General features: G+C 32.8%; 5 protein-coding genes. 2 read left to right on the top strand and 3 right to left on the bottom strand.

Annotated elements, in window-relative coordinates:
• Positions 1 to 1,163: hypothetical protein (locus tag FUA22_RS00050; protein ID WP_206667073.1), on the bottom strand; the 1,163-nt coding region annotated here is incomplete at its 3' end.
• Positions 1,164 to 1,529: 366 nt separating this feature from the next.
• Positions 1,530 to 3,341: a T9SS type A sorting domain-containing protein gene (locus FUA22_RS00045; RefSeq protein ID WP_147765458.1), complete on the bottom strand. Its 1,812-nt coding sequence runs from the start codon at positions 3,339 to 3,341 to the stop codon at positions 1,530 to 1,532.
• 361 nt (positions 3,342 to 3,702) lie between these two features.
• Between FUA22_RS00045 and FUA22_RS00040 the strand changes: the two genes are divergently transcribed.
• Both FUA22_RS00040 and FUA22_RS00035 read left to right on the top strand, forming a co-directional pair.
• Positions 3,703 to 4,524 carry a T9SS type A sorting domain-containing protein gene (locus FUA22_RS00040; protein ID WP_147765457.1) on the top strand — a complete coding sequence of 274 codons (822 nt, stop codon included), beginning with the start codon at positions 3,703 to 3,705 and terminating at the stop codon, positions 4,522 to 4,524.
• Positions 4,525 to 4,991: 467 nt separating this feature from the next.
• Positions 4,992 to 5,819: a T9SS-dependent choice-of-anchor J family protein gene (locus tag FUA22_RS00035; protein ID WP_170309805.1), complete on the top strand. Its 828-nt coding sequence runs from the start codon at positions 4,992 to 4,994 to the stop codon at positions 5,817 to 5,819.
• Between the two features lie 58 nt (positions 5,820 to 5,877).
• On the opposite strand, the gene FUA22_RS18360 is transcribed toward FUA22_RS00035, so the two are convergent.
• Positions 5,878 to 7,393, bottom strand: a 1,516-nt coding sequence (locus tag FUA22_RS18360; RefSeq protein ID WP_170309804.1) for a T9SS type A sorting domain-containing protein, incomplete at its 5' end; no start/stop codon positions are given.

Genomic DNA, 7,393 nt, shown 5'->3' with positions numbered 1-7,393 from the left:
TCTTCACACCAAGCTCCTCCTGATACCGTTACTGTTGGTAGCAGATTGACTGTAACAGTTTGCCCACAAGTAGTAGTTAAAGAACCTCCTAAGGTACCAAGGGAAATATCTACTTTAATTTCGAATGATCCTGCAGTCCCTGGATTAACCGTTACTGTATCAGTACCTTGTCCGTTTACAATTGAGGCTCCAGAAGTATTAGTTCCAAAAGACCAGTTAAATGATTCACCTGTATCTGTTGTTGCTGTAAATACCAAATTTCCAGATCCTTCACAAGTACTTGTAGGGCCTGAAACATCACATGTTGGTGGATCTTGAACTGCAGAAGCAGACAATTGAACTTCTTTATTACCACAACCATCTAAATCATCATCAGAAGTACCATCATTTGTTCCCATACAATCTTCTAAAAACATATGATATGGACTACCTGTAATTCCTGTTGCAGAAAATCCTTCTCCCCAAACTTCTTCAGCAGCTATATGTCCTCCCCAAAGTATCACAACACTTGTTTGACCTACACTAGGAGTAAAATCAACAGTAAGATATGTGGACACATCACCTCCACCATCAACATTTTGATCTCCAACATCATAAAACGCAGCTGAAATAGTAGCTCCATATACTGTAATCTTTCTATTCGCCAATGGAATTGATAAAAACTGAGTTTCTGGTTGATTTACGGCAGCCCCTGCAGTAGGTGTTGCTTCATCCGGTGTTGGTAAATCAAATGTGTTTGCGGATAAACCACTACCCGCTAATGATGTTCCTACCAATTCATCTATTGGTTCAATAGAATGACCAAAAAGATCATGATTGTTATCATAATCATAAGATGTTAAATAATCAATGGCATGGGCTCCTCCTTTTTTAACATCATATCCTATTTTAATTCTATAGGGCGTGCCAGCAGTAAGACTACTAGCCTCTAAACGATAAGGAATGGTCATACACTCAGTGTAATGAGCTTTAGATTCTGTTACATTTCCAGTAACCCATCCTTGATTCTGGTAAGTAGGAAGCCTTCCATTTGCCCATTGCTCTAATTTGTCCACCTTTTGAGCAAAAACATTGCTCGAAAATGTAACTACTATAGCAAATAGTGCATAAGCAAGGAGTCTTAAAAGAAAACTTTGCCTATTTTTAAAAGTAAAATTGTACATAAACATAACATTTAAATTAAGTTAATAAATGAGTTTACATAACAACCGTACGCTAAATAAATATGTAGAGTGAGGGCTCGTACAAATTTTATTCACATAAAATTTACATAACAAAACAATCTAAGTAATATGAAGAAATGGGCATTTAATACTGCTATTAATCAAATGCTATAATCTTAGGAGAATTAACTCACAATATTTGTAAGTTGATTAAAATTAATAATTTAAATCAAATAATTAACTACAAAAATGACTTATTAGTTGATTGGTATTTTATAATCGATGAAATACAAAATACCTCTATAATTAGACCATATGCCTAAATAATAAAATATAAAGTTGGTTCAAATAACCAATTGTAACTGTTTAGTTTACTATTAGTTTCTTAGTTGCGGTTCCTATTTCTGAATTAAGTTTAACTAAATAGATACCGTGAGGATATTGAGATACATTTATTGTATTAACTCTATAATTATTAACAAGATCTAATTTATAAACCTCTTTACCAAGTATATTAAAAATGCTTATTTCTCTTATATTTTGATTACCACTATTTTTAATATTTACCATATCTTTTACTGGATTCGGAAATATTATAATGTCATGGTCAAGTTGTTCATCGGCCACAGAAAGTCCTGGGCTTCCACCGGAACAAGGCTGGTTAGTAGTTACAGACTGACTACATATACCACTTGATGAACTTCTATATTGTATATCTTGAGAGCCCATGATATCTTCATTACTTAAACCCCGTAACATTTCACCACTAGATAAGGAATAATGCATTACTACATTAGTATCAATAACATGCCCCAATTGATGAGCATGCCCTAACTCATGTACGGCAACACTTTCAAAATCTACTTCTCCTGATTGAGGCGTGTTGGTTTCAAAATTCCAATTAATAGCATCGTTAAAAATTATATCGGTATCTGTAACATACCATTTAATTTGTCCGTCTTGATAACAGGCAGAATACGCTGAAAATGTTTGACCAAGTGTACCAAGTGGCAAGGTTCCAAATGTTACAAGGTTAACACCATCATAAGAATCTAATGTTGATGTTGTTGTAGTAGACCCCGTCACCCAATTCATACCAGATTCACAGGTCCAGGTTTCCATGGCACTTTCAAATGGAGCCATAGCTTCTGAGGTATTAAAACCTTCATTAATTGTCAAGCTCATACCTCCAGATCCATTTAAATCTATATGCTGGGTTTGAAAATCTTCATCACCAGAACCTATATCATATGCTAAATTAATTTGTGCATAGTCAATAATTAAAGCATTTGCCGAAACAATTGAACCATTGGAACTAGTATTCACTTGAATAGTTCCTGTACCAGCTTCATCTGGAATTTCTACTTCAATTATTGAGTCAGACCAACTTAAAACCTGATTATCAAGGGCATCAGTATGTAGTGCACCTCCATAATTAGCATTGCTAAACCCTATAGATCCTTTAGTACTCCCAAAACCAGATCCGTTAATAGTTAAAACACTTTTAGTTCCTGCCGAATTATCTGTTGCACTAAAGGATGTAATGGCTGGGGCCATAACAGACTTGCTGCTGGTAGTTTTAGAAAAAGTGTTAAGGTCTTTATTTAATGCAAAATCTTTAATTATAATAGGTTGTTTACCACTGTAAGATATAATTTCATTGTAAAAGACATCCTTTATATTATCTGTAACAGAGAACATATTACTTACTCTATTATTTCGTTCGTCATATTTATAAAAACCTTGGGTAGCTCCTAACGACTTAAATTTTGACAATGAATTAGTTGATTTACTTTGAGTATTGGTTCCTGAATTTGTTTTTTCTAACATAAAAACACCTTTATCTCCTTTTCTTAGATTTAAACTATGTGAAACAACAACAGCCTTTAAGTCTACAACACCTCCTGGAGTAATAATTTCTATAGTTTCTGAAATAGTTTCTCCCTTAAAAACTTTGTATACTTTAATAATATTAGAAGTTAAAATACTTGAATGAGTTTCATCCCAATAAGATGATTTTGAAACTACTTCACCTTCAATAATTAAATCTGAAAACTCCACCTGACTATCAAATGGAATTTTTTGAATCAAATTATGGTTCTGAGCCCTAAGGTTTAGCGAATAAATAGAAAATATGGTAATAAGTACAAGACTTATATTATTGTAATAATTAATCATAACATAGTAGGTTTGGGAATCAAACTTATAAAAAACATGTCAATATATCTGATTTATAAGCTTTTAATCGATGAAATACCGTGTTTTTAACAATATTTGTAGGTTATTAAATACAATACATGCTTTAAGGAAGAAAATGCTATTAATCAATCCCTATTTGTAATACGACAGAATTTGCATTCTGGATGTAAGGAAACAAACTAAAATTATAATTAATTCATAGGCAGTTCATTATCAGATTATTTAATCTTATATACAATTAGAGTTAACAACTGATTTTTTAAACTTTCATCTAAAAAAGAATAGGGTTTTATCAAATATTTGTAAATTATGACTGACTTAATATTTTAACTGCTTTACCATGAGAAAAATTACTATTATTTTATTTTGCATTTTATTTTATAATACCCAAGGTCAAACGGTAGTTTGGTCTGATGATTTCAACGATTTAGATATTTCTGATTGGACCATCACTAATAATGAAACTACATCTGATGGTTTTGATTGGGAGGCATTGCTGGAAACCAATCCAAATGTCAATGAAGAGGTTTTGAGATCTGTTTCTTATGACTTGATTGGAGATGTAAATTTATCTCCCGATAATTGGGCTATATCGCCTGTTATAGATCTATCCAATGCTAGTGGCACCATTACCTTAAAATGGAAAGCAGCTTCTCCAGATGACTCGTTTGACAATGAAAATTACACAGTTTACATTGCAAGTTCTAGCGCAATTAATGATTTAGAAAATGGCACTACAATGAGTTATAATTTGGATGGTATTAACCTGCTTACAGAACAAACATTAGACATTTCGTCGTTTGCGGGAACTTCTACTGTTTATGTGGCTTTCAGACATTGGAACGCTGTACCAGATGAAGGTTACATTGTTAATATTGATGATGTTGTTGTAGAAGCGCAGACTGTATTAGGCTTGGAAAATGTTGTATTAAATGAACTTAAATATTGGCAAAACAATAATACCAAAGATTTGCACTTTAAATCTCCCATTAATTTAAGAAATGTAGAGATTTATGATTCTTCAGGTAAAAACCTTATGAATTTTGTTGCCAGTAATCAAAAGAATATAAAAATTAACACAAGTCATCTATCTGTTGGTGCTTATTTTGCTAGAGTTAATAGTGATAATGCCTCAAGAATGATAAAAATTGTACTTAATTAGTAGTACCTAAATTTAATAAGTACACTACCCTATCATAAATCTATTAGTTTGAATAGCTTATTAAACTCAAACTAATAGATTTTTATTTTTATGCCAAGTAGGTATTAAAATAAAAGTTCTCATTATAAATCCTAATTTTTATTTATACTGACCTTTAGCTATTATAGTAATGGGTATTGGTTATGGTATGTCAATTTCAGAATAGGGTTTCTTTTCATATATCATAACCTTAGGTAAGGTTATGAAAATTATGTCTTAATAACTTTTAAATATTTTAAGGCTCTACGTGTCAGTATGTTAAATGAAGTATCTAGATTCGCCAAAATTTTACGGGTAACCACAATTAAATATATTTAATTTCTTACATATATAATAAAATATTATGTATTTCATCGATTAAATGACTTATTTTTAGGTTAATATGTATTTGTGTTTATATATTTGATGCAATCTTAACCTACATGATTATGAAAAAAATTACATTCACCCTAGTTTTTATTATAAGTTGTTACACTTTAAATTTAAGTGCGCAATGTGATAATACATTACCTGTCCTAGAGACATTTGACACAAATGTTATTAATGTTTGTTGGGATGTTGAAGATCAAGATGGTGATAATTACAATTGGACCTGGTGGGAATTCTCATCATATTATGGTGGTTATAAGGTGATTGCCTCTTACTCTCTTTCTGGATTAACCCCTGATAATTGGATTATTTCTCACGCTATAGATCTTACTTCATTTAATGCTGGTGATAATATAACACTTTCATGGAAAGTGAGAGGAGAACTGTCTTATGCAGCACATGAATATTATTCAGTCTATGCATCAACTGGAAATCAAACTAGTGATTTTTTATCTAGTCCGATTAAAAGAAGCGAATATACTGATGAAGTTGGAGGATCTGGAGTTTTTGTAAGTAGAAGTATAGATATTTCTTCATTAGCCGGAAGTACAGCTTACATTGCGTTTAGACACCATAATACATCTAATCAATCAGCTATTAATATTGATGAAATGTCAATAACCACGGGTACACTTGGCATTGATGAATTTGATGCCAATTCTTTTTCCCATTATTATAATAGAGAAAGAGATGTTTTAACTCTTAAATCGACAGATGGGCATATTCATAATATTGAAATATTCAATGTTTTAGGAAAAAAAATATTATCTAAAAAACTATCAAATAGTAAAGAAACATTAAACCTTTCAACACTAAAAGATGGTATATACATTGCTCATATGAAGATTGAAGAAAAAAGTCACGCTATAAAATTTATCAAGCATTAATTAAAAGAGCCGCATAATGCGGCTCTTTCATTTTTAATTAATACTAATTAGTTCAAATCTATTGCGGACTAGAAGACACTATCTTCTTAATTACTGTTCCTTCTTTGGTTGTTAACCTTACAAAGAACATTTGGTCATCAGCTCCAGATAAATCTAGCTTAGTACTACCTACACTGTCCTTAGAGTAATTTGACACTTCTGAAGATCTAATTAATGCTCCTTTCATATCAAATACTTCTATCTTAACATTTGTATCATAATCAAATGAATACTTAAGTGTTACTTCTTGATCAAATGGTACTGGGTATGCCTTGAAATCTACTGTCTTAGTTGCTACTAGCGTATCATCACAAGTTCCTTCTTCAACACCACAACCGCAATCACCTGGTTCTGTTTTGTTCGCATCATTTGGACAAGCATCAACATCTGCACAATATCCATCTCCGTCAATATCGTTATCTGCATCTAAAGGACAAACGTCACAAACATCACCCATACCATCGCCATCAGCATCTGCCTGATCCTCATTAGCAATATCTGGACAGTTATCACAAGAATCTCCATGTGAATCTCCATCAGATGAGTAACACATAATACCACCTTCAAATGAAATCATTCCATCTTCATTATCAGATAATATCTCACTCATACTACTACACATACAAAGTACTTGACAAGTCACTGCATGAGCAATAACATATATTGGTCCTGAAACATCTGTAACTTTAACCGAATAGTTTCTCACGTAGCCTAAGTTAGACGGATTGTAAGGGTACTGTCCTGGTGCTACTGTATTTACTCCATTATTCTTTGGATATGGATCACAACCTACATATACATGAGCTTCACTCATTACGTATCCAGGCTCTTCAATATCATAGGTCACAGTAACCATTCCATTTGAATAGTTAACAATAACATCTCCTACATTAGTTCCTTTTCCGGTATCACAATGTGCCGCTCCTGCATATAAAGGCATTGTATAATCTCCTTCACATTCTAAGTAATTAGTCCAGCCCCATCTTCTGAATCCATCATCAATAAAGCAATTAGCTCCTTCATCGTCCATGGCGAAAGCTGTTTCACACTCACCAATTTTATCGAATTCACGAGTTATTGTACAAGTCTTTATAGTTTCATTACCACAGCCGTCAGAAATAGTAAATACATAATCTGCTAATTCAGCACACATATCCTCACGATATCTAATATTTGTAGGAGTTGCCGTAATAGTTCCTCCAGCTAAACAGTTATCTGTCCACGTTGCGTCTAGCGTAGCAGGGAAGTCTATGTTACAAATTTTAGATGGTTCTGGACAAGTTATTATCGGGGCAACGTTATCAACTACGGTTACCACTTGAGTTGCTGTAATTGTTCTTCCACAGGCATCAGTATAACTATAATTTACATCAAATGACCCACAATTTCCTTCAAATGAATCTGCAATTCCTTGAACCGAGCCACTAATATCACATGCTCCACTATCTCCATTACTATATGATAGAGATCCTGCAACGAATGAATCCAATTCTTCACAAGTAATCTCTTCAGCTGGTGCTGGATCAAACTCTGCC

The organism is Seonamhaeicola maritimus, from assembly GCF_008056315.1.
Classification (GTDB): Bacteria; Bacteroidota; Bacteroidia; order Flavobacteriales; family Flavobacteriaceae; genus Seonamhaeicola; species Seonamhaeicola maritimus.
This window is presented reverse-complemented; position numbering and strand designations above follow the sequence as displayed.

What these genes read in the sequence shown, in the direction of transcription:
- FUA22_RS00045 (WP_147765458.1), bottom strand. Translation starts at nt 3,341, where the DNA reads ATGATTAATTATTACAATAATATAAGTCTTGTACTTATTACCATATTT.
- FUA22_RS00040 (WP_147765457.1), top strand. Translation starts at nt 3,703, where the DNA reads ATGAGAAAAATTACTATTATTTTATTTTGCATTTTATTTTATAATACC.
- FUA22_RS00035 (WP_170309805.1), top strand. Translation starts at nt 4,992, where the DNA reads ATGAAAAAAATTACATTCACCCTAGTTTTTATTATAAGTTGTTACACT.